The organism is Streptomyces sp. NBC_00690 (genome assembly GCF_036226685.1).
Lineage (GTDB): Bacteria > Actinomycetota > Actinomycetes > Streptomycetales > Streptomycetaceae > Streptomyces.
The window spans coordinates 7,396,733-7,415,294 of record NZ_CP109009.1 but is presented as its reverse complement, the minus strand read 5'-3'; the positions used below and the strand labels follow the sequence as shown (position 1 = coordinate 7,415,294).

Below are 18,562 nucleotides of genomic sequence, written 5' to 3'. Positions count from 1 at the left end.
CCCCCAAGTACTGCGCCCTCCTCGGCCCACGGGGCACCGACTGCCCCTATCCTCCCGCTATGCGTGTCGCCCTCTTCGTCACCTGCTTGAACGACGCCCTGTTTCCCGCCACCGGTGTCGCGACCGTGAAGCTGCTGGAGCGGCTCGGTGTCAGCGTGGACTTCCCCGCGGCGCAAACCTGCTGCGGACAGCCCCACTTCAACACCGGCTACCGAGGGGCCGCGGAGAAGCTCGTCCAGCACACGGCACGCGCCTTCGCGGGCTACGACCACGTCGTGACCCCCTCGGGCTCCTGCGCCGCCATGGTCCGGGAGCAGTACCCGCGGTGGGGGGAGACCTCCCTGGCTTCGCGGACCCACGAGCTCACCGAGTTCCTCGTCGACGTCCTCAAGGTCACCGATGTCGGTGCGTACTTTCCGTACACGGTCACCTACCACCCCTCGTGTCATGGCTTGCGCACCTTGCGCCTCGGGAGTCGGCCGCACCGACTGCTGCAAGCGGTCAAGGGGCTGGAACTGCGGGAACTGCCGGGCGCCGAGGAGTGTTGTGGTTTCGGCGGTACCTTCGCCGTGAAGAACGCGGCGGTGTCGACCGCGATGGGGCAGGACAAGATCCGTAGCGCACTCGCGACCCGCGCCGAGGTGCTCTGCGCCGCCGACAACTCCTGTCTGATGCACCTCGACGGTCTGATCCGTCGCCAGGACGAGCCACTGCGTCCCCTCCACATCGCGGAAATCCTCGGTTCCACCGAAGAGGACCCCTATCGCCCCGAGGAGCCCATCTCATGAGCGCCGCCTTCCTGGGGATGCCACCCTTTCCCCGAGCGGCGGAGGAGGCCGTGCACAACACCACCCTCCGCGCCAATCTGCGCCACGCGACCCATACGATCCGCGCCAAGCGCGCCAAGGCAGTCGCCGAGCTGTCCGACTGGGAGCAGTTGCGGGAGGCGGGACGACAGATCAAGGACCACACCCTGCGCCATCTCGACCGCTATCTGATCCAGTTGGAGGCGGCGGTCACCGAGGCCGGCGGTACGGTCCACTGGGCCGCCGACGCCACCGAGGCCAACCGGATCGTCGCCGACCTGGTGAAGGCCACGGGCGAGACAGAGGTGGTCAAGGTCAAGTCCATGGCCACCCAGGAGATCGGTCTCAACGAGGCACTCGCGGCGGAGGGCATCACCGCGTACGAGACGGATCTCGCCGAGCTCATCGTGCAGCTCGGTGACGATCGGCCCTCCCACATCCTGGTCCCGGCGATCCACCGCAACCGTGCCGAGATCCGTTCGCTCTTCGCCGACGAGATGGGCAAATGGGGCAGGGCGGCGCCGCACGGGCTCACCGATTCCCCGGCCGATCTCGCCGAGGCCGCCCGTCTCCATCTGCGGGAGAAGTTCCTCCGAGCCCGCGTCGGCATCTCGGGGGCCAACTTCATGGTCGCCGAGACCGGCACGCTCGTCGTCGTCGAGTCCGAGGGCAACGGGCGGATGTGCCTCACCCTCCCCCGCACCCTGATCTCCGTCGTCGGCATCGAGAAGACCGTGCCCACCTGGCGGGACCTGGAGGTCTTCCTCCAGACGCTGCCACGTTCCTCCACGGCCGAGCGGATGAACCCCTACACCTCGCTGTGGACGGGAACCACTGACGACGACGGGCCCCGAGATTTCCATCTGATCCTCCTCGACAACGGTCGCACCGACGTACTCGCCGACGAGGTGGGACGCCAGGCCCTTCGATGCATCCGCTGCTCGGCCTGCCTCAACGTCTGCCCCGTGTACGAGCGAGCCGGCGGTCACGCGTACGGCTCCGTCTATCCCGGCCCGATCGGGGCCATCCTCACGCCCCAACTCCGAGGCACCGGCAGCGCGATCGACGCCTCACTCCCGTATGCGTCCACGCTGTGCGGTGCGTGCTACGAGGTGTGCCCCGTCGCCATCGACATCCCCGACGTCCTGCTCCACCTGCGTGGACGCATCGCCGAACAAGGCGGGCCCGGCCATCGTGTCGAGCGGGCCGCCCTCGCTGCCAGCGGCTGGGTCCTACGTCATCCGACCGTACTGGCGGCGACCGAGAAGCTGGCCGCGGCGACGCGTGGGATGCACCCGCGCAGACCACCCGGCAGCGGCGCCTGGACCACGAGCCGCGAACTGCCCGACGTACCGACCCAGTCCTTCCGCGACTGGTGGCAGGAGAACCGCCGATGACCGACACCTCCCGCGAGCGCATCCTCTCCCGTATCCGGGCAGCGGTCGACCGGGCCCAGGACGTGCCCCCGCCCGAGCGCGACTACCTCATCACCCACACGAGCGACGACCCGATCCAGAACGCGGAACTGCTCCAACGCAATCTCAGCGACTACCGGGCCGTGGTCCACCGGGTGACACCGACCGGGCTCCCCGGCCTCATCGCCGAGCGTCTCGCCGCCCACCGGGCGAGGTCGATCGTCGTCCCCGACGCGGTGCCCGACTCCTGGCTGAGCGCTTGCGCCATCGCCCGCCACCGGGACGAGGGACCCTTGACTCCCGCCGTACTCGACACCGTGGACGCGGTGCTCACGGGTTGCGCGCTCGCCATCGCTGAGACCGGCACCATCGTGCTCGACGGTGGCCCTGACCAGGGACGCAGGGCCCTGACCCTGATCCCCGACCTCCATATCTGTGTGGTCCGGGCGCCCGCTCAGATCGTGTCTTCGGTGCCGCAGGCCCTGCCCCTGCTGTCCCCGAGCGCCCCGCTGACATGGATCTCCGGCCCCTCGGCCACCAGTGACATCGAACTGGACCGGGTGGAGGGAGTACACGGCCCGCGCAGGCTGGAGGTCATCCTGCTGGACGGCGTCGCCTAGTCCGTTTCGTGGTCCTCGCGGACCCGCCGGGGACTGCGGGACGGTCGTCAGCGGTCCAGGGTGAGCCGGGGGGCCTCGGCCCTGGCGTCCACCGGCCCGCTGAGCCGGGAGGCCAGATCGCGGGCCCACGCCGCCAGCCCCGACACATCGACCCCATGGGGATCGCCGAAGCCCTCGATGTGCCCGGCCCCCCGCAGGAGGAGCCGCTTCCCACCCATCACATTGCCGCGTGCGGCGTGCGTGAGGCCGACCGCCAACTGTGCGAGCCCCCGCCACAGCTCACGCTCCGGTTCCGGGCCCGACTTCCAGGCGTCCTCGAAGACCTCGTGAGCATGGAAGGGCTTGCCCGCATCCAACAGTCGCTGCGCCTCCTTCAAGCTCTGGTCGGGGCTGCGCACCACTCCCTCGGGCTGCCGCTCCACGCCAGGCACGCCATAGGGGAGCGGGCGTCCCAGTCCATCGCGAGGGCGGGCGTTTCGGGCACGCCCTTCGTCGTCGCGGTCTCTCGGCGCCTTATCCACTCCTCGATTCTCCCCGAACCGGGTGCCCGCGCGCAGGCCGGACGCTCAGTCCGTGCCGCGAGTGGGGTAATGTTGTCTTGCGCGCCGGGTCTTGGGTACAAAACCGGCGCACATCGGGACGTGGCGCAGCTTGGTAGCGCACTTGACTGGGGGTCAAGGGGTCGCAGGTTCAAATCCTGTCGTCCCGACTTGTGTATTCGCAGGTCGTGAGCGGTATCGGAGAGATCCGGTACCGCTTTTTCGTGCTTTCCACCCGTGGCAGACGGTACCGCCCTATCGACGAGCAAAGGCCGCCAGACGTCCTGCGGCAAGAGCACAGCCGGGCAGCGCGGCGTCACAAGCTTCGGTCCGATCACAGGCGATGGGCATCTATCGGCTGGTGTCCGGCTCCACCTGACCCAGGTGACCTGCTGAATGCTGCGGCAATCGCTCGTTCGACTTCGCTACGGTCGCGTGGCACGCGAGCGGCGTCCCGGAAACGCTTGGGGGCGACTCCGGTCTCCCTTTTGAAGGCGTGACTGAAGGCGCTCTCGGAGGCATAGCCGAGGGAGAGGGCCAGTTGTGACACAGGCGTGTTCGTCTGGAGCAAGGTCTGTTCGGCCAGGCGCATGCGCCATTGGTGGAGGTAGGTGAGCGGTGGCACACCCGCGACGGAGGTGAACACTCCGGCGTATGCGCTACGGGACATGGCCGCGGCCTGGGCGAGTTCGGCGAGTTGCCAGGGGCGAGCCGGATCGGTGTGCATCAGCCGCAGTGTCGGAGCGATGCGCTCGTCGGCCAAGGCTCGGAGCCAGCCCGCGGGATACGACTCACCCCGGGCGAGGTAGTCACGCAGCACGTGGGCGAAAACCAATTGGGAGAGGTACTCGGTCACCATGTTCCCACCAGGGCGATCGGAGCTCATCTCCCGCAGCAACTGTTCGAGATGCTGGCAGAGCGCGGGCGCCTCCTCTCCGGTGTGGGGCATGTGAATCACCGGAGGGAGGACCTGGAGCAGTAAGTCCTCGCCGGCGGTGTTCAGTTCGAAATGAGCGCCGATCGACACGACATCCGTGACGCTCTCCTCCCCGGCGTGTGCGAAGAGGTGGGGAGAGGTCGCGAGCAGCACCAGCGCGTCCTGTGGAGGTGTATCGGGATCGGCGGCCAGTACATAGGGCAAGCTTCCGTCGAAGGTCACGACATCTCCCGGTTCCAAGAGCACCGGGCTTGCGCAGCCGTCGACCATCAGCCAGGTGATGCCGTGTAGTACGGCGTGGACCTTGAGTCTGCCGGGGGCCGGAAATCGCAGGGCCCATGCTCCTCCGGCGGTGAGACCTCGGGCGAGCACACACCGCGCACCGGTAACGCTGAGGGTGTGGGTGAGCGGGTCAGGACTGGTCGATCCCAGATACGGCGGTGCGCTCATGGAATTACTCTCGCGCAACATACCTGCACTGACAAGTATTTATCACGGATGGCTGTCATTGAATCCCTGATTGACCTCACAGTGAGGTTGACAGGCATCACAAAGCACCAAGACCCCGTGAATTTCTCACACATTTACGGCATCCTCTTGCATTCACGTTGCCGCGGCGGGCTTCGTATCTCACAGCCGAACCGACTGCGCGAAGGACCGAACCGAACGTGAGCACATGCATGCTTACGCAGGGAAGTAAGTCGATCCAGGCGTCAGCCCGAATGGCCAGAGGGTGAATTTCCTCCAGTATCAGTTCGAACTGGATTCACGCTGGAGAGAAGAGGAGGCCGGGCGGGACGAAGAACTGATCCTTTCGAAGCCTACTTCTGCGGCGGGCGCATTATCGCCGTGGGGTAATGAAGATGTTATTGACGACATATCCATCCAGCCCATGGAGTTCGCCGTACGCAATCAGGTCACTGTTGCGGTTGATGAACCCGCGCCCTGAATAGTTGAGCGAGGTGTTGCACAGGACGCTGAATCCGGTCAATTCACCGAAAGAGGTCAGTAGGTTGGCCATTTCCGGGTTCGCCGTCGGGTCGACGGTTTGGGCGCGAGCGGTTCCATCGACGTGCGTCACCGCCCGTAGTTCGCTGGACTCGACTTGGCTGAAGTACAGCATGTAGGGATCGGGGACCCCTCCTGCGAACCAGCGGTCGGCGTCCTGCTCCAGACAGATCGGGGCGATGGGTCGATAGCTCTCGCGTTGCTTGATCTTGTTGAGCCTGACTGTTGTCTCGACGGTGAAGGGAGCGGCCAGGATCGAACGGTTCCCGAGTGCGCGGGGGCCGATTTCCCAGCGGCCCTGCGCCCAGCCGATGATGTTTCCGTCGCGGAGGTAGCGGGCGACCTCCGCGTAGCGCACGGGGCGGATTTCATAGCGCTGGGGGTCGAACTCGATGTCCTCGACGAACTCGCCGCCTGCGTAGACGTCCCAGTCCAGGTCCGCTGACCCGGTGTAGAAGTGCTGGGCGTCGATGGCGGTCCCGATCGCGGAGCCGCTGTCGTTGGGGCACGGCGGGACGAAGACGGCGGGGAAGAGTCCGCACTCGCGCCAACGGCGATTCCACTCGCAATTGAGTCCGCAGCCACCTGAGATGAGCAGCGGGAGCCCCTCCGTCAAATGCTCCCGAGCGTACGCGTAGAACCGCTCAAAGATGGCGTTCGACAGACGGGCGGCGAGGCTCTTGTACGCGTTTGATTCCACGCCGATGTTATGGAAAGGGGACTCGGTCATCCGGTCTTTCAGGTTGCCGGTGATGACCGTCCCCTGACCAAGGATGAAGTCGATCGCTTCCTGTTCTGCTGTGGTTGCGGCTCGGTTCTCGGCGAATCCAGCCAGGGCCATCTGCTTGCCCGCATCCTGGAAACGGACAAATTCTTGCTGCGGACTAAACTTGGGGTCTGCGAGCGCGAAACCGTAGGAGTACTTGTTTCCTGGGTGGTTGAGCACCTCCTTGAGATGGGTCACCTTGCCGTGCTCGTCGATTCGGTAGAAGGAGCCAATGTTCCCCTCCCATACCAGGCTGTAGAAGGGTTGGTCCCGACGCAATGCTGACATCCCATAGGACGTCATGATGTGGGAGCGCTCATGTGTGGAGGAGAAGACGCGCACGGCCTTCCCGAAGAACCGGCCAGCCTCGTCTGAGATCGCGGATTCGCCCACACCGTAGTACCCGGTACGCGAGGGTTGGTCGGTGGCCTGGGTTCCCTTGATCCAGCCGCTCATTGCGATGACGTCCGGCTGCTTGTCCAGCCGGTCCGCCGCTACGGCGAACACTTCGGCGGTCAGGCCGCTGTAGCGGATGAACTTGTCCTTCTCGGCCTCCAGGGAGAAGAGCAGCTTGCCGTCCTCAACGGCTGCCATCGCCCCGTCGTGGCCCTCCTTGAGGGAAAGAATCAGCATGGTGGTCCATTTCTCTGAGGATGTCCGACCTGACAGTTGGGCGCCGGTGATGGGGGCAGGATCGGCCGCCCGGCGCGAAAACATGGGGGCGACTCACTGATCGAAGGTGTCACCAGGTGGGGCCGAGAGGGCGTTCAGGGCGAGCCGATGCAACCGCGGGTTGGCCGAGAGTGCGCCGGTGCCGCTTTGGGGCGAGGCTCCCAGGAGATCGGTGCAGACACCGCCGGCTTCCTCCACGAGGATCTGTACGGCGGTGATGTCCCAGGGGTTCACGACAGGTTCGGCCGCGATGTCGAGGGTTCCTTCGGCGACCATGCAGTGTTGGAGGAAGTCCCCGAAGGCGCGGTCTTCCCAGCATGCTTCGGCCAGGCGGAGATATGCCTCGCGCGAGTGGAAGATGTCCCAGGTTCGTGTGCTGGTGGTGGACAGGTATGCCTCGGCGAGGCGGGTGTTGTCGGAGACTCGTAGGGGCAGGGGGGCGCTGTCGACGGACCCGCGGCGCAGCCAGGCGCCCTGCCCGGCCGCCGCCCACCAGCGGCTGTGCAGGGCGGGGGCGCTGATCACACCGACGGTGGGCCGCCCGCCCTCCAACAAGGCGATGAGTGTGGCCCAGACGGGTACCCCGCGCAGGAAGTTCTTGGTGCCGTCGATGGGGTCGACCATCCAGGTGCGCCCGGCCGTGACCGGGCCGCCGGTCTCTTCGCCAGCGAAGGCGTCATCTGGGCGGGCGGACCTCAATGCCTCGCGTACGGCCATTTCGACGGCGGTGTCCGCGTCCGTCACGGGCGTTCGGTCCAGCTTCTCCTGGACTCGCAGGTCGCGGGCTTGGAAGCGACGGCTGGTGATGCTGTCGGCGATATCGCCGAGTCGCAAAGCCAGTTCGAGATCGGCATGTTGTGACATCGAGCGCCTCACTGCACACATCGTGGGTTTCGGGGCTCAGCCTGGGAACGATCCGGGCGGAGCGCCGATGGCTGCCGGATCACTTCGCGTGGAGTTCGAGCATGTGGTACTCCATGACCCGCACTTCCTCGATCCGACGCACGCGGTGCAGCAGTTCGACCCGCATACCGGCTTCCTCTGCGAGGGCATCGAGGCGTTGGCGGTCCCCGAGGTCGGCCGTGCCCAACAGCAGCTTGCCACCGTCGGTCAGATGCTCTGGGGCGCCGGCGATGTATCGGGCCTGGCCCTGGTAGCCGGGGTCGAAGACGGCGGAGTGCAGATCCGTGGAGAGCGAGAAACCGTCCTCCACATAGGTCCAGGGCACGTTCCAGAAGATGGCGTCGAAGCGCTCCGGGGGCTCAAGCGCCGTGTACATGTCGCTGTGGAGGACGCGTACGCGGTCGCTCACACCATGCCGCTCGGCGTTGGCCGCAGTGTTGGCCACTGCCTTTTCGTTGATGTCCAGCGCGGTGACGGAGGCACAGCCGCTGAGTGCGGCCATCACGGAGATGACGCCCGTACCGCAGCCGACCTCCAGGAACGAGCCGCCCTGCGGATAGGGCACGATCGAGGCCATCACCTCGGTGGCGGCGCTCAGGGTGCCGGGGAAGACGCCTCGGTGCAGGCTCCATTCCCGTCCCAGCAGGGTGAAGGAGTCCGGCAGGTCGTCACCGACAAGGGCGTGCTGCAGGACCTGGGCCACGTCCTCGGGGGACTCCTGGAAAGTCATGGTCTCCACCTGTTCGCTGGTGTCGGTCATCGGGACGGGTCGGTCGCGTACCGCACGAGCGCTTTGCGGTGACGTCCGACCTTGCGGAAGGCTTCGGCGTACTGGTCGATGAGCGACCTGTCCTCGGGCCAGTTGGTGAAGGTCGGCAGGGACAGCGCGTGCTGTTCGACGTACTCGGCGTGTGAACCGGTCTCCGGTGCGATGCCCTTCTTCGGCGTTCCGGGGAAGAGGGGATTCTCCGAACGGGCGTAGAGCGGCAGGGTCGACAGCCGAGGGCCGGAGGGGGCGCCCACTTCCATGCCTTCGGCGCGCAGCGCCTCGATGAGCACGGAGCGCGGAACACCGTCGAGGGCCTCGGGCCGGTAGAGCGGTTTGTAGCCGTACCAGGCACCCATGTCGACGTGGTCGGCGATGTGTACCGGCTCCAGATAGGTCACGTCACCGAGGCGCTCACTGAAGTAGCGCAGACAGCGGTGTCGAGCCTCCTTGCGTGCCGGGAACGCTGCGAGTGCGTGCCGGGCGACGATGGCATTGAACGGGGACATGCGGAGCTTGAGCCCGAAGCCGGTGACCCAGTGCGCGCGCAGGTCCTCGTCGAGGACGGTGTCCCGCGAGCGGTCCCGGTAGTGCCCGAGGAGCGTGGCGCGGTCGTGCACCTGGGGGTCGCTCGTGACGAGGATGCCGCCCTCTCCCGCGTAGATGGCCTTGTTGGCCTGGAGGGAGAAGACCGCGGCATCGCCGAAGGTACCGACGTGCTTGCCCTTGTAGCGGCTGCCATGGGCGTGGGAGCAGTCCTCCAGAACGCGCAGCCCGTGTCGCTCGGCGATCCGCAAGATCGCGTCCATATCGCAGGGGTGGCCCCACTGGTGGACGACCGTGATGACCTTGGTGTGCTCGGTGAGCGCGGCTTGAAGTGCTTTGGGGTCCAGACCACGGGTGTCGGGGTCGATGTCGGCCAGGACCACGTCGCCACGGAGCGCGAAGACGGGACTCAGCGCCGCATGGTAGGTGAGTGCCGGTCCCACGACGTCCACGCCTTCGCGCACGCCGAGGGCGAAGTAGGCGGCGAGGAGGGCACTCGTACCGGAGTTGAAGGTGACCGCGAAGCGGGCTCCGTCGTTCAGAAAGGCGAGGAAGTCGGCCTCAAGCCGGCCGATGGGACCGCTGTTGCCCTTGATGGAGATGTCGGTGTTCCGCTGCTCCGCCAGTTCGGAGAGCTCCGTTGCGTCAGCGGGAGGAGGCCAGACCTCGTGCGGCAGCGGTCGTGTGATCGCGGGTGCGCCTCCGAGGAGGGCGAGTTGTTCGGCGGTGGTCATGTGTCCTTCCTGCTTTCGGGGATGAGCTTGGACTCCCGGCAGGGTCGGCCTACTGGTGCCCTGCGGTGCTGGTCAGCCGGGTATCGATGGTGCTGGGTCGAGTGGCACCCAGGGGTGTCCGAGCGGAGATCGAACTCGAACGGCAATGGCTTCCGCCCCCTGCGGTTCCTCCCTCCCACACAGCTGCATCGCCACCGGGGATGCGATGCCGTTTAGAGGCCCGGGTCCGGTCAGCGCCTCGCCAACTGCCTCGAACGGTGTGGTCAGGCGCACCGGTCGGCGAGGGCGTTCTGGTCCCGTAGTCGGTCGCGGTAGATCCTGTCGATCGTCCGCACGGTGACGAGTTGACGCTGAAAGTGGTCCCGGCGGTAGTTGCGGTCGTCAAGATGTCCCAGATGGTGGGAGAGCATGGAACGTACGGCGTCGACCTTGGGGCCTTCCCAGGTGTAGCGCTCCAACGGCAGCCCTCCGACGGAGTGCAGGGTGGCGACCCCGGGTGCGACGTTCAACGCGCCCTCTGTGCCGAGCACGCAGAGGTGTTCGATCTTCTCGTGGTTGTGTCGTGAGATGCGGAGCGAGCCGGTCAGCCCCGTTGAGGGATAGCTGCACATGAGGCTGACGAGATCCTCCAGTCGACGATCCCGCATCTCCTGGAATTGGTGCACGAATGCGGAGTGCACCCGGAGGGGGTCGGGTTCGGGGAACATTCCGCTGAGCACGTCGATGAGGTGGTAGCCCATGTCGAGGAGCACACCGCCCATCGCCTGCTCCCTGGATGCGCGCCAACCCGTGGTCGGATGAGCCAGGTTGAAGTGGTAGTCGTAGGAGAACCAGTAGGGCTCCCCGATCCGAGCGAGATTCGCTTGGGCGAACTGGAACACCGGGTTGAAGTTCCGTTGCAGCAGAGTGAAGACGCTGCGGTCGGCGCGTTGGGCCAGGTGTATCAGTTGCCGGGCTTCCCCTTCGGTGACGGCGAACGGCTTCTCCTTGATGACGTGTACGCCATGCGCCAGGAGTCTCGTGCAGACCGGGAAGTGCTCACTATGCGGCACGGTGACCAGTGCGGCATCGAATTCGACCTTCCCGAATGCCTCACTGAGGAGGTCGAAATGAGGGAATTGCCACTCATCGGCGAGCGAAGAGGCCGCAGGGGCGGGGTCGACGCCACCGACGATATCTGCACTCTCCCGCACGATCGGCAGATACTCCTTTCCTTGATGCCCAGCAAAACCAACCGCCAGTACCCGCAGTCGCGGACGCACATTCTCTAACCTGTCACCGAGCATGCAAAGTACCCCCTCGCAGAATTTCATTCGAGGACGACGCAGGTAGTCATAATTGGCTTGTAGATATCCGGATCGGAATCTTGGCGGCAGGCGTCAAAGGGCTCTGCGGCTCCTCCCCGAGGTATTGGCGAGCCAGGTGTGTGCGGCGGTCACCACATCCTTGATGAAGGTGCTTCCGCTGCGCTGTTCGTTCTCGTCGAGCAACGAGACTCCCCCGGCCGCTACCCAGGCGAACTCGGTGTGCTTGTCCCGTTCCAGCTCGGGCGACGAGAGGTCCCCGTCCACCTCGACGACATAGTCCGACTCGATGTGCCGTAGCCCCTTCGCCGTCCACTCCTCGTGTGCCACCCGGGCAAGAACGCGTCGCAGCCGCCACCCGGTTTCCTCCGCTATCTCCCTGTGGAGCGCGTCCAGGAGGGACTCCCCTTCCTCCACGGCTCCGCCGACGACGTCCCAGCACTCGGGGAAGAGGCGCCGGCCTGCTGAGCGACGCTGGACAAAGATCCGGTCGTAGGGGTCACGGATCAACGCGCCGACCACCAGACGGGGTTCGGCCATCTCGGTCATCTCGGCCATGTCAGGAGTCACCGGGCCCCGCCGATGCGCTGACGGCCATCACGTTCTCAGTGGAGCCGCGCTCGACGAACGAGCACAGCCCGATCGTCACCACACGGTCAGCCTGGGCCGCCGTGGCCGGCACCTGACCCGCTCTCTGAGCTACACCATCAATGGGTAGGCGCGTCATTCTTTCCCCATTTCGCCTGCACATAGAATTCACATACATCGCACATCGCAAAAGATATGGGCACAGTCGCACAACTGAAACAACACATCAAAGGGGCCAGAACTACCGGCGGATCACGATTTGTATCGTACCCACATTTCCGCCCTATATCATCTGGCACTCAACCGGGAACATGGGTTCGCATTAGACTTCGGACGGCTCAACTCCATCTTGAGGCCGCGTCAGATCAGACCCGGGAGAATATGACCAGGCGAGCATCGCACATTCAGTTGGACGTAGGAGATCAGACAGTCCGCACGGATCTGCGTGCTGCTGTCATCGATCTAGCTCATCCTTGCGTGAGGGACTTCCTGCTCTCGTTTCCCCTAGACAATCATGTTTCGGCCTGTTGGGCTTTTGCGGTCGAATACGTCGGCTTGGTCGGCCACTTGTCGTGGCTCGGTGTCGTCCATCGGCATCAAGGCCCTTTCGCCCCGGGTGCCTGTCGCCTCTACCTGCCGGCGGGGTCCTGTAGTACTGCCCTTGCTCTGTTGGGCAGGGCCTCGCCTTCAGGTGCGGCGGGCAACCAGGAAGGCATAGCCGATCTGTGGGAGTGCACCGAACCTGGGAAGGAAGCGGGTGGAGTTGAAGAACTCGTGATGAGGGTCATCGGCAGAGGGCGCAACATCGCCGAATGCATCGGCGAACGCCTGATAGGTGCGTCGGACATGCTCTCCGATGTCGTTGAACACCACCAACTGCAGACCTGCACGGTCGAGGGCTGTGCGAAGCTCCCCCGGTTCAGGGAGCGAAGGGGACTGGAACGCCCGGCATGTCTGGCGGACAATCTCCGCGGAATGCCCGGTCACTGGCGACCGGAGCAGCACATCGGTGATGACCAGCGTGCTCCCGGGGCGCAGGGTTCGGGCGATCTCGGTCAGGGCGATGGTCCGATCGGGGATGTGCATCATGGACTCGATCGCCCAGGCGCCGTCGAAGGACGCGGCTTCGAAAGGCAGTGCACAGGCGTCCGCGTACTGGAAGTCCACCCGGTCGGCGAGCGAGGTGGCATCCGCCCGGGTTCGGGCGAGGTCGATGTCCTGGTCGCTGACCGAGATTCCGGAAACACGGGCGCCAGTGGCCTGGGCGATACGCAGAGCGGGCCGTCCGGTTCCGCAGCCGACGTCCAGCAGGTGCTGGCCGGGTGTGGCGGCCAGCCGTTCCGCCACGAGGTCGGTGAGCCGGTCGGTGGCTTGGTTGAGGGAGCGGTCGTCTGCGGCGCTGTCCCAGTAGCCGACGTGGATGTTCCCGTCGACGGCCGCGCCGTCCGCGATCTCCGTTTGCTCGTCATGGTGCCGGCCGTCTTCCAGTGACGACGGGACGGTGTGGTGCACGGATGAGTCGTTGGTCATTGAGTTCTCCCGAGCATGGGCGGTGTGGCGGGTGGTGCAGGGGCCCGTTTATCGCCTCGCCGCCGTGAGCATGCCTTCGGCAGCGCACGGCCATGGTCCGCAGCTCGTGTGATGATCTCTTCCGGGCCGAGGTTGCGGTTGGCCCGTACGATCGCGTTGACGGCGGGCTGACGCATTCGTCGTATCGGCGCAGCGCGGGGCACAGGCCGCTGGACTTGGCAGTACCCATGGCGACCGCCGTTCTACTGGGGCATCCGAGAACCTGGCCTTGGACCAACGGCCCGGAATCAGCGTCCGGTTGGCGATCGGTGCCGTCCAATACGCAGAGGTGATGGCAACCGTCATCATCCGTGATCGCACCTGGACCCTGGGCAGGTGCGGGGGTGGGGCCGCCGTGCGATGTCACCCGTTCGGGGCGGGCGTCGCGTGCGGGGACCGGTCGACGCCGACTGCATCGTGGACATGGCGGGAGAATCACCGTACGCGCCTCGGTGACTGCTGGTCCTACGCCCTGAAGGTGAGCGCCGGGGGTCTACGGGTCCTGGCGAGTTCCACCAATCCACCGTTGATGGGGCTCGGTTGGGCGGTGCTGATGGTCAACTCACACCCAGGTGGCTGGGATGGAGTGGCACGGGGGTCTAGGTGGTCGCTCCGGCGAGCGTCGGCCCGTCGGACAGCTCGGTCCACAGGTCGAGAATGGTCCGCAGCGGCGCGCCGAGTTGTGGACCCAGTCTCCAGACGAACACCTTCCGCAACCGGATGGCGGGTTCCAACGGTACGACGACGAACCGTGGATCAGCGGCGAGGACGGGACTCGCGTGGGAGGTCAGGGCGATGCCGACGCCTTCCGCTACCAAGGCGACCTGAAGGGCCACGTCGTTCGTCGCGTACGCGATGTCCAACCGGAGCGCCTTGGCCGCGAAGGCGTCGCGGATGAACGCGTGGACTCCGCTGTCGGGGCCGTAGCTGATCACCGGACTTCGAGCTGCCTCGTGCAGGCGCAGCGGGCGGTTCGCTGCCCTGCTTCCGGCGGGGAGGACCGCGACGATGCGGTCCTCCAGGAGGACCCGGGACCCCACGGAGGCGGGCAGGCCCTCGGGCGGGGATGCGACCACGGCAGCATCGATCCCCCCGTCGCGGACCTTCGTCAGCAAGGATGGGCTTGACGCCCCGGTGAGGCTCACGGAAACGCCGGGATAGCGGCGGTGGTACTCCCCGAGCAGCCGGGGAATGTACGTCCCTTCCAAACCGCCGACGGTCCCCAGCGCGAGCGAGCCACTGAGCAGCCCCGACCGATCCGCGAACTCCAGTGCGGCTGCCGCAGCCGCGGCCAGACAGGATCGGGCATGCGGCAGAAGAGCGGCGCCTCCCGAAGTGAGGACCACCTGACGAGGCAGCCGCTCAAACAGCGGCTCGCCCAGCTCCTTTTCCAAACCCTGGATCTGCTGACTGATCGCAGGCTGTACGACATGGCACCGGGCCGCCGCCTTGGTGAACGAGCCCTCCTCCGCCACCGCGACGAAGTACTCAAGTGTGCGGAGCTCCATGTCAGGGAGGCTAGCAACCCCCCGTACAGGTAGGGGCGTCGTGAGGCCAACCCTGGTCTTGTCAGCATTCCCAGCGGGCTCCTGTGTCCCTCCCGTTGCCCTGCGTGACCCATGGCGGGGCACGTGAGGACCGGCCGACGTCAGTGGTCGGTGGGAGTTGGCGAGATCTGCTGCATAAGGCTGAGCAGGTCCGGAGCGACCCATTCCTCCGCGATCCGATCGCCATCGAAGCGATAGACCTCGACGCTTCGGTAGCCGACCTGACGGCCCGTCGCCTCGAACTGCTGGAACACACCCTGGTGGGTGCCCTGCATGTGGACCAGCACCGTCACCTTGTCATCGACACCGAACATGTCCTGGACGTCAATCTTCAGGTCAGGGAAGGCGTCCTTCATGGCCTTCGTGCCCTGCCGCCATATCTCCCGGCCGTGCAGCGGTGCGGGGCTTCCGGGGACGTTGGCGATGAAGTCCTCGGTCAGCAACTGCGCGGCCTCGTCCAGATCCCCGCTCTCCACAAGCTGATACGCCGTGCGTATCAGGGCCATGTTCCTCTCCGCAGATGTGGTCATCTCAAAGGTCCTCTCGGGGATCGCCCGCGTGCTCGGCGAGCACTTCGGCCGGGATGCGGCCCAGTACAAACCATGACGTCGCGACAAGGTCAAACCTGTCGAGAGCACCACCGTCGAGCATCCCCTTGAGACTCCTGGCGGCACACAGCGCGGGCCGGCCAATCGGAGCCTTTGGTGAGCGAGCCAGGATGCAGCCGTGCACGCAAACAATGGACTCTCACGCATTTTAAATGGACTGACAGGCATTTACCGCAGATTCACGTCGCCGCATCCTGAACAAGGTAGGCGTAGCCGCCGAAGGGGCGTCACGGGCACGATGATCCCGTCTTGACTTCATATGAATATATGAAGTAGGCGCGTTCAGGCTACGCATGCCCGAGGATTCCCCATCGAGATTGGAGACTCCATGACACCCTCCGAGATGGAAAAGCTCATCACCACCCTCGTACACGGCGAAAACCACCCAGCCGACCGAGTGGTGAGACTCTCAGAAAGCGATCTGGACAAGACCTTCGACCAATTGGACGTCGACTCGCTGGCACGGGCGGAGATGGTGGAGACGATCAGCGACACCTACCAGATCGAGATCAGCGATGCGCAGGCAGGAGCGCTGGGAACGCCACGTGCGGTGTTGGAGTTCGTAGCGGCCCACGGCACACGGAAGGATCTGTGATCACCGAGGCTGGGCGATCGTGCAGGATCGTGGCCGCGGGCGCGTACCGTCCGCCCCAGGTGGATTCCCAGGCGACAGCCGAGCAACTGGGAGTGAGCCGGGAGTGGATCGTGTCACGGACCGGTGTCGAGTCCCGCTGTGTGGCCGGACCGACCGACTCTGTGGTCACCATGGCCGTCCATGCCGCGCAGGATGCGCTATCCACCGCAGGCGTGTCAGCGGACGTGGTGGGCGCCGTTCTGGTTGCGACATCGACCAATCCACAACTGTGTCCGGCCATCGCCCCTCAGGTCGCCGCAGCACTGGGCCTGCAGGTGGCGGCCTTCGATATCAACATCGCCTGTTCCGGATTCTGCTACACGCTGCATGTGGCCAGATCGCTTATCGTCGCAGGTAGTTGCGACATGGTGCTTGTGATCGGCGCGGACAGAATGCTTGACATGGTCAACCCCAGTGATCGAGCCACTGCCCCGGTCTTCGCCGACGGGGCAGGCGCAGTCCTGGTCACCGCGACAGACGGAACGCCCGGAGTGGGACCGGTGGTATGGGGCTCGGCCGGGGACCGGGCGACTGCCCTGGAAATGCGGCCGACCCTGTTCGAAGCCAACAACAGCTCCCTGCGCGCAGAGTTGAAGATGGACGGTCTCGCGGTCACCCGTTGGGCCTGCTCCACCGTGCCGGCCGTTGTGCGTGAAATCCTCTCGGTGACCGGTATCGGCTGGGATGACGTGGCCATGTTCATCCCACATCAGGCGAACTGGAAACTCATCCAGAAGATCGCCAAAGCCCTTCACCTCCCCGAAAACGTGGCCGTGGCCGACGATGTGCGACGCACGGGCAACACCAGCTCCGCATCGGTCCCGTTGGCGTTGCACCGGCTGCTGACCACCGGTCCTTCTCGCTCCGGCCAGTGGGCAGTGCTGGTCGGATTCGGCTCCGGCCTGGCCTACGCCGGGCAAGCCGTCCGCCTCCCTTGAACGAATCCACCGGCAGAGATCGAACAGCGACGCGGGGGCAATCCGACACCTGAGGGAGCCCAGTGCTGGTACTGGCTGTGGCACAGCGGACTGATGCCCCCGCCTCCGCTCGCTCGCTCCGCCATGCCAAAAGAGTGAGCCGCGTTCATACCCGTAGCACAGCTGTCGATGGGATCTCTGATATCCGAAAAAGGGAGAGACAGTACCTTGTTGATCAGGACGATCAAAAGTGGCGAGGCACATGGGCCACCCCCGCCCGGTCCGCGCCTGCCATCGCCGGTGCAGACAGCCATCTTCACCTGGAAGCGCCAGCTATGGGCGAACAGGCTGCGCGACAAATACGGTGATGTGGTCGCGTTGAAAGTCTTCCCGTGGGGTCCCGTGATCCTCGTCTTCAAGGCGGAGCACATCGGGGCCATGTTCGGCTCACCACCGTCCAGATTCCATGGCGGTGAAGGCAATAGGGTGCTGGTGCCCGTGTTCGGTGAGCACGCGCTGATCACTTCGGACGGTGAGGATCACCGGCGACTGCGCAAGACGCTGGCGCCACTGTTCGGTAGGGCCGCTGTGCGCGGCTACCAGGACGCGGCGCGTGAGCTGACCGAGCACGAGCTGGATCGATGGCCCGTCGGAAGACCCTTCAAGAGCCTCGACCGGTGCCGCGTGCTGATCCTCGACATCATCTGGCGCGTCATCTTCGGTCCCGACGAGAGCCCAGACGACGGGCGCCTTCGCCGACTTGTCGGACGACTTCCGGTCGTGGATCTCGTGATCCTGATGGGGCTCAACAGCCCTCAAGCACGACGCTTCTGGCCATGGAGACGAACGGCCAGAATGCTCGACCGAATGGACGTGTTGCTCTACCAGGCGATTGAGCGGCGGAAATCCGCACCGGATCTGGCGAAGCGTACGGATGTCCTGTCCCATCTGGTCAGTCTTGAGGGGGCGGAGCGGCTGCGTCCTGTCGAGATTCGCGATCAGGTCGTGACGCTGCTGTTCGCGGGCCACGAGCCCACGGCCACGGCATTGGCCTGGACGTTGCATGAACTGGCCCGCAATCCGCGGGTGGCGAGGGATGCGACCCGGGCCGCGCTCATCGACGATTCCGCCTACTTGGAAGCTGTGGTGAAGGAGTCCCTGCGACGGCGCCCGGCAATCTTCGAGTCCATCTGGACACTGGCCGAGGACGTCGAGTTGGCCGGTCTCCGGCTGCCCAAGGGAGCCACGGTCATGCCGATGCTCGGAGTCGTGCACTCGGACCCCGCGAACTACCGGGCACCGGATGAGTTTCGCCCCGAGCGCTTCCTCGAAGACGAGATTCCACCGCACGCATTCATTCCTTTCGGTGGCGGTGCGCGCCGATGCATCGGCGCGCACCTGTCTGTGATGCAGGCCACCGAGGTCTTGCGGGTGCTGTTGTCCAGCCGTGTCATCACCACCGATCTGGAGAAACCTGAAAAGCCGGTCGCCAGAAACGTCACCATCTCGCCCGGAGAAGGCGCACGCATCATCGTGCGGCCACTCTCCGAGATCAGGCATGAACCGTCGTGACCGCCGGATCAGGTCAGATGGGTCTGAACGACAGATGGTGTCTTCCCAGCGTCGAGTGCGCCACTACCCAACAGTCCACCGATCACACGATGACCGACACCGGGCTTCTCA

18 protein-coding genes and 1 tRNA gene are annotated in these 18,562 nt (G+C 65.4%); 7 read left to right on the top strand and 12 right to left on the bottom strand.

What is annotated here, in order from left to right; genetic code table 11:
- The first annotated feature begins 59 nt into the window (after positions 1-59).
- Genes OID54_RS32235 through OID54_RS32225 form a run of 3 tightly spaced genes read left to right on the top strand, consistent with a single transcriptional unit; the run spans position 60 to position 2,841 of the window.
- Positions 60-788: a (Fe-S)-binding protein gene (locus OID54_RS32235; protein WP_329025329.1), complete on the top strand. Its 729-nt coding sequence runs from the start codon at positions 60-62 to the stop codon at positions 786-788.
- Positions 785-2,203 (top strand): lactate utilization protein B, encoded by a 1,419-nt coding sequence (locus OID54_RS32230; protein WP_329025327.1) that lies wholly within the window; start codon positions 785-787, stop codon positions 2,201-2,203. Before OID54_RS32235 ends, OID54_RS32230 begins: the two co-directional genes overlap by 4 nt.
- On the top strand, positions 2,200-2,841 hold the full coding sequence (locus OID54_RS32225) for a LutC/YkgG family protein (protein ID WP_329025325.1): 642 nt from the start codon (positions 2,200-2,202) through the stop codon (positions 2,839-2,841). The genes OID54_RS32230 and OID54_RS32225 overlap by 4 nt, the downstream gene beginning before the upstream one ends.
- Before the next feature lie 47 nt (positions 2,842-2,888).
- Here the strand turns inward: OID54_RS32225 and OID54_RS32220 are convergent, their stop codons facing one another.
- Positions 2,889-3,362 (bottom strand): DUF309 domain-containing protein, encoded by a 474-nt coding sequence (locus OID54_RS32220; RefSeq protein ID WP_329025323.1) that lies wholly within the window; start codon positions 3,360-3,362, stop codon positions 2,889-2,891.
- A gap of 114 nt (positions 3,363-3,476) precedes the next feature.
- Here OID54_RS32220 and OID54_RS32215 point away from each other — a divergent pair.
- Positions 3,477-3,550, top strand: a tRNA-Pro gene (locus OID54_RS32215).
- 164 nt (positions 3,551-3,714) lie between these two features.
- On the opposite strand, the gene OID54_RS32210 is transcribed toward OID54_RS32215, so the two are convergent.
- The 11 genes from OID54_RS32210 to OID54_RS32160 all read right to left on the bottom strand — a co-directional run bounded on the left by OID54_RS32210 (position 3,715) and on the right by OID54_RS32160 (position 15,226).
- Positions 3,715-4,767, bottom strand: a complete 1,053-nt coding sequence (locus tag OID54_RS32210) for an AraC family transcriptional regulator (RefSeq protein ID WP_329025321.1) — start codon at positions 4,765-4,767, stop codon at positions 3,715-3,717.
- Between the two features lie 391 nt (positions 4,768-5,158).
- A complete protein-coding gene (locus OID54_RS32205) occupies positions 5,159-6,724 on the bottom strand; it encodes a carbamoyltransferase C-terminal domain-containing protein (protein WP_329025320.1) in 1,566 nt (521 codons plus the stop codon).
- 93 nt (positions 6,725-6,817) lie between these two features.
- Positions 6,818-7,627 (bottom strand): histidinol-phosphatase, encoded by an 810-nt coding sequence (gene hisN, locus OID54_RS32200; protein ID WP_329025316.1) that lies wholly within the window; start codon positions 7,625-7,627, stop codon positions 6,818-6,820.
- Positions 7,628-7,706: 79 nt separating this feature from the next.
- Complete coding sequence (locus OID54_RS32195) at positions 7,707-8,426, bottom strand: methyltransferase (RefSeq protein WP_329025314.1); 720 nt, start codon at positions 8,424-8,426, stop codon at positions 7,707-7,709.
- Complete coding sequence (locus OID54_RS32190) at positions 8,423-9,712, bottom strand: DegT/DnrJ/EryC1/StrS aminotransferase family protein (protein WP_329025313.1); 1,290 nt, start codon at positions 9,710-9,712, stop codon at positions 8,423-8,425. The genes OID54_RS32195 and OID54_RS32190 overlap by 4 nt, the downstream gene beginning before the upstream one ends.
- A 263-nt stretch (positions 9,713-9,975) precedes the next feature.
- Complete coding sequence (locus tag OID54_RS32185; protein WP_329025312.1) at positions 9,976-10,998, bottom strand: Gfo/Idh/MocA family protein; 1,023 nt, start codon at positions 10,996-10,998, stop codon at positions 9,976-9,978.
- A gap of 93 nt (positions 10,999-11,091) precedes the next feature.
- Positions 11,092-11,574 (bottom strand): NUDIX hydrolase, encoded by a 483-nt coding sequence (locus OID54_RS32180; protein WP_329025310.1) that lies wholly within the window; start codon positions 11,572-11,574, stop codon positions 11,092-11,094.
- 1 nt (position 11,575) lies between these two features.
- A complete protein-coding gene (locus OID54_RS32175) occupies positions 11,576-11,698 on the bottom strand; it encodes a hypothetical protein (RefSeq protein ID WP_329025308.1) in 123 nt (40 codons plus the stop codon).
- Between the two features lie 593 nt (positions 11,699-12,291).
- Entirely contained in the window at positions 12,292-13,134 is an 843-nt protein-coding gene (locus OID54_RS32170) for an SAM-dependent methyltransferase (protein ID WP_329025306.1), read from the bottom strand.
- A gap of 638 nt (positions 13,135-13,772) precedes the next feature.
- Entirely contained in the window at positions 13,773-14,681 is a 909-nt protein-coding gene (locus tag OID54_RS32165) for a LysR family transcriptional regulator (protein WP_329025304.1), read from the bottom strand.
- Between the two features lie 140 nt (positions 14,682-14,821).
- Positions 14,822-15,226: an ester cyclase gene (locus OID54_RS32160; protein ID WP_329025302.1), complete on the bottom strand. Its 405-nt coding sequence runs from the start codon at positions 15,224-15,226 to the stop codon at positions 14,822-14,824.
- Positions 15,227-15,656: 430 nt separating this feature from the next.
- Here OID54_RS32160 and OID54_RS32155 point away from each other — a divergent pair, with 430 nt between their 5' ends.
- From OID54_RS32155 to OID54_RS32145, 3 genes are all read left to right on the top strand, one after another.
- Complete coding sequence (locus tag OID54_RS32155) at positions 15,657-15,923, top strand: acyl carrier protein (RefSeq protein WP_329025300.1); 267 nt, start codon at positions 15,657-15,659, stop codon at positions 15,921-15,923.
- Complete coding sequence (locus OID54_RS32150) at positions 15,920-16,900, top strand: 3-oxoacyl-ACP synthase III family protein (RefSeq protein WP_329025296.1); 981 nt, start codon at positions 15,920-15,922, stop codon at positions 16,898-16,900. Before OID54_RS32155 ends, OID54_RS32150 begins: the two co-directional genes overlap by 4 nt.
- 168 nt (positions 16,901-17,068) lie before the next feature.
- Entirely contained in the window at positions 17,069-18,451 is a 1,383-nt protein-coding gene (locus OID54_RS32145) for a cytochrome P450 (protein ID WP_329025294.1), read from the top strand.
- Positions 18,452-18,562: the final 111 nt, after the last annotated feature.

Excerpts from the sequence above, each read along its gene's own strand:
- OID54_RS32170 (WP_329025306.1), bottom strand. The coding sequence starts at position 13,134 with ATGACCAACGACTCATCCGTGCACCACACCGTCCCGTCGTCACTGGAA.
- OID54_RS32205 (WP_329025320.1), bottom strand. The coding sequence starts at position 6,724 with ATGCTGATTCTTTCCCTCAAGGAGGGCCACGACGGGGCGATGGCAGCC.
- hisN (WP_329025316.1), bottom strand. The coding sequence starts at position 7,627 with ATGTCACAACATGCCGATCTCGAACTGGCTTTGCGACTCGGCGATATC.
- OID54_RS32160 (WP_329025302.1), bottom strand. The coding sequence starts at position 15,226 with ATGGCCCTGATACGCACGGCGTATCAGCTTGTGGAGAGCGGGGATCTG.
- OID54_RS32145 (WP_329025294.1), top strand. The coding sequence starts at position 17,069 with ATGGGATCTCTGATATCCGAAAAAGGGAGAGACAGTACCTTGTTGATC.
- OID54_RS32155 (WP_329025300.1), top strand. The coding sequence starts at position 15,657 with ATGACACCCTCCGAGATGGAAAAGCTCATCACCACCCTCGTACACGGC.
- OID54_RS32230 (WP_329025327.1), top strand. The coding sequence starts at position 785 with ATGAGCGCCGCCTTCCTGGGGATGCCACCCTTTCCCCGAGCGGCGGAG.
- OID54_RS32190 (WP_329025313.1), bottom strand. The coding sequence starts at position 9,712 with ATGACCACCGCCGAACAACTCGCCCTCCTCGGAGGCGCACCCGCGATC.
- OID54_RS32235 (WP_329025329.1), top strand. The coding sequence starts at position 60 with ATGCGTGTCGCCCTCTTCGTCACCTGCTTGAACGACGCCCTGTTTCCC.
- OID54_RS32195 (WP_329025314.1), bottom strand. The coding sequence starts at position 8,426 with ATGACCGACACCAGCGAACAGGTGGAGACCATGACTTTCCAGGAGTCC.
- OID54_RS32180 (WP_329025310.1), bottom strand. The coding sequence starts at position 11,574 with ATGGCCGAGATGACCGAGATGGCCGAACCCCGTCTGGTGGTCGGCGCG.
- OID54_RS32165 (WP_329025304.1), bottom strand. The coding sequence starts at position 14,681 with ATGGAGCTCCGCACACTTGAGTACTTCGTCGCGGTGGCGGAGGAGGGC.
- OID54_RS32185 (WP_329025312.1), bottom strand. The coding sequence starts at position 10,998 with ATGCTCGGTGACAGGTTAGAGAATGTGCGTCCGCGACTGCGGGTACTG.
- OID54_RS32225 (WP_329025325.1), top strand. The coding sequence starts at position 2,200 with ATGACCGACACCTCCCGCGAGCGCATCCTCTCCCGTATCCGGGCAGCG.
- OID54_RS32210 (WP_329025321.1), bottom strand. The coding sequence starts at position 4,767 with ATGAGCGCACCGCCGTATCTGGGATCGACCAGTCCTGACCCGCTCACC.